Source organism: Pantoea sp. Tr-811, assembly GCF_011752535.1.
Classification (GTDB): Bacteria; Pseudomonadota; Gammaproteobacteria; order Pseudomonadales; family Pseudomonadaceae; genus Aquipseudomonas.
In genome coordinates this window covers 1-3,053 of sequence record NZ_VWXJ01000048.1, presented here as the reverse complement: position 1 = coordinate 3,053, position 3,053 = coordinate 1, and the positions used below count along the sequence as shown (strand labels likewise).

Below are 3,053 nucleotides of genomic sequence, written 5' to 3'. Positions count from 1 at the left end.
TGACCGAACCGGAGCTATCGCCCACGGCGATGGTGATGGTTTGGCCGTTAGCCAGCGAAACCACCAGCGGAGCGCCAGTTACCGGCGCTGTAACGGTCGCGGTGTAAACCACAGTGCCGCCTTCGGTAACCGAAGGGGTCGCGGTCAGCGTGACGGTCGAAGTATCGATCGAGTCGGTGATCGATGTCTCTGCCGGTGCCGTGCTCAGCTCCAGCTTTTCGAAGTTGCCGCCGCTAGCGCCCGTGATGGTGGTGCTGACGGTCGAAGCATTGTTGTAGACATCGTTGGCCGGGGTCTGGAATTCCACACTGCCGGTGCTCTTGCCCACTTCGACAGTGATGCTCTGGCCGTTCGACAGGGTTACGGTCACCGCGGTCTGGGCAGGGTTGCTCAGGGTCACGGTGTAGGTGATAACGCCACCTTCGGTCACGCTTGGCGTGGCAGTGAGGGTAGCGGTGGTGGTGTCGATCGAATCGCTGATCACCGTTTCGGCCGGTGCCGGATTCGGCGTCAGTTGTTCGAAATTGCCACCACTAGTACTGGTGATGGTGGTGCTGACGGTCGAGCCATTGTTGTAGACGTCGTTAGCCGGCGTCTGGAAATTCACGCTGCCCGTCGAGCTGCCAGCCTCTACAGTGATGGTCTGGCCGTTGGACAGGGTCACGGTCACCGGCGTTTGAGCTGGGTTGCTCAAGGTCACGGTGTAGGTGATGACGCCGCCTTCGGTCACGTTCGGCGTGGCGGTGAGGGTGGCGATGGTGGTGTCGATCGAATCGCTGATTACCGTTTCGGCCGGTGCCGGGTTTGGCGTCAGTTGTTCGAAGTTACCGCCACTGGTACCGGTGATGGTGGTGCTGACGGTCGAACCGTTGGTGTAGACGTCGTTGGCCGGCGTCTGGAAGTTGACGCTGCCCGTCGAGCTGCCGGCCTCTACAGTGATGGTCTGGCCGTTGGACAGGGTCACGGTCACCGGCGTTTGAGCTGGGTTGCTCAGGGTCACGGTGTAGGTGATGACGCCGCCTTCGGTCACGTTCGGCGAAGCGGTGAGGGTCGCGGTCGTGGTATCGATCGAGTCGCTGATAACGGTTTGGGCGGGTGCCGGGTTCGGTGTCAGTTGCTCGAAGTTGCCGCCGGAAGCACCGGTGATAGTGGTGCTGACGGTCGAACCATTGTTGTAGACGTCATTGGCTGGCGTCTGGAAGTTGACGCTGCCCGTGGTATTGCCGGCTTCGACGGTGATGGTCTGGCCGTTGGACAGGGTCACGGTCACCGGCGTTTGAGCTGGGTTGCTCAGGGTCACGGTGTAAGTGATCACGCCGCCTTCGGTCACGTTCGGCGACGCGCTCAGAGTGGCGGTGGTGATGTCGATGGTGTCGGTGATCTCGGTTACCGCAGGCGTCTGCGGCAGCGTCACGACCACATTACCGCCCCCGCTGGTGCCGGTTACGGTGGTGGAGATCTGCCCGCCATCGATGTACGGCGTATCGTTCGCCGGAATGTTGACGTTCACGCTGCCGGTGGTCTGGCCGGCCTGGATAACGATCACGGCACCGTTCGACAGGGTTACGGTCAGGTTCGCCGAAGGCGCCTGGCCAACGGTGGCGGTATAAACAATCACGCCACCCGCTTCGGTAATGGAAGGGGTGGCGCTGAGGGTAAGGTCGGTGGCGATCTGGGCGGTCGCTGCGGTGGTATCAACCGCGCCCACTTCGTCGGTGGTGGTCGTGGTGGTGAAGGCCAGCGGCTCGGTAGGGAAGCCGACGGTCGGGTCCACGCTGCCTGCCGTGGCGTCCAGCATCACGTAGCTGTGGCCGCCGCCTGCCGCACCGCCACCTGCCGCCGTTGGGCCAGCGGCCGTGGCTTCAAGTTGGGTGGTCGGGTCGGCACCGGCCGCAATCGCCTGCTGCAGTTCAGCAACCGAAGGTGCGGCCTGTGCGCTGGCCTGGGCCAGGTCGGCGCTGCTGGCTGGGGCGTCGGCGCTCCACTGGGAATCGCGGCCCAGGTCCAGCACACGGCCATCGGCCAGTTCGAGGCTGACGGCCCCGCCCGCGCCCGTGAGCACCTGCTCGCCCGCGAACAGGCGATCTCCCTCGATCAGTACACGCCGGATGCCTTCTGGGGATACTGCGATAACCTGGCCAACAACACTCTTGACGATGGCTACAACGCTGCTCATGGGACTCTCCGGCTTATCCTGATGTTAGGACTTCCCTGCTCCGAACGGCTTAACTGACGCCGCATCAGGCGGAATTGTGTCTTCAATAAAGTAGAAATATTTGACGTCAATATATTGGCTGTAACTTGAGGCAATTAACTATCTGCCAAAGTATTGACCTTGCGTGCGCCATCCTAAACAATCGGCGCACTAATGTCACATTGATATTTGAACCCTTTCAACACGTCGACGAAGTGCCATTTGAAGTGCCCTGTCGGACGTTCGCGCATCGGCTTGATCCGCTTACCATTTTCCCCTCCTGGCCAACGATTGCAGTGCTTCGAGCCCTTGCGCCTTGTGCATGCAACATCAAGGCCGAGTGGGAGAGCGAAGGCCTTTCGAGCCTCACCTCGCATCGGGTATTCGCCATAACGCACAGGGTTCGCTCTGGGAGGAATTGGGCCGGCTTTGGAACATCAAGCTACGTTTGTTACAGCAATGTGTAACAGCCGCTTATCAGTACACTCAGTATCGGCGCGCAGTGCGCGACAGCCAGTACGAAACGTTCATTGCTCAGCATCGGTTGGCAGCGCTCTAAAGTATTCAGTTGTTTACTCGATACCGAATCAAGGCGACCATGGTCAGCTGCGCAGGAGTTAGGGTGTCGTAGCGCCCATGGCATCCATTGTGCAGGACAATTTGAACACCCAGGTGAACCTGCCAGGCACGAACTGAGGTACACCTGCCCACTTACCCGCAAGGTTGAAGAGAGCACCGCGTGGAACCCGAAGTCAGTCGAGTCCAACTCAACCACGATCCACGCAGTCAGCACGACGATCCGTTGCTCGATAGCCTGCTGACGCTGTGTGTTCTGCACCAGAAACCCGCCAGCCGGGCG

1 protein-coding gene is annotated in these 3,053 nt (G+C 60.6%); it reads right to left on the bottom strand.

Annotation, left to right across the window (positions count from 1 at the left end):
* Positions 1 to 2,176: retention module-containing protein (locus F3J44_RS29310; protein ID WP_167277984.1), on the bottom strand; the 2,176-nt coding region annotated here is incomplete at its 3' end.
* Between the last annotated feature and the right edge of the window lie 877 nt (positions 2,177 to 3,053).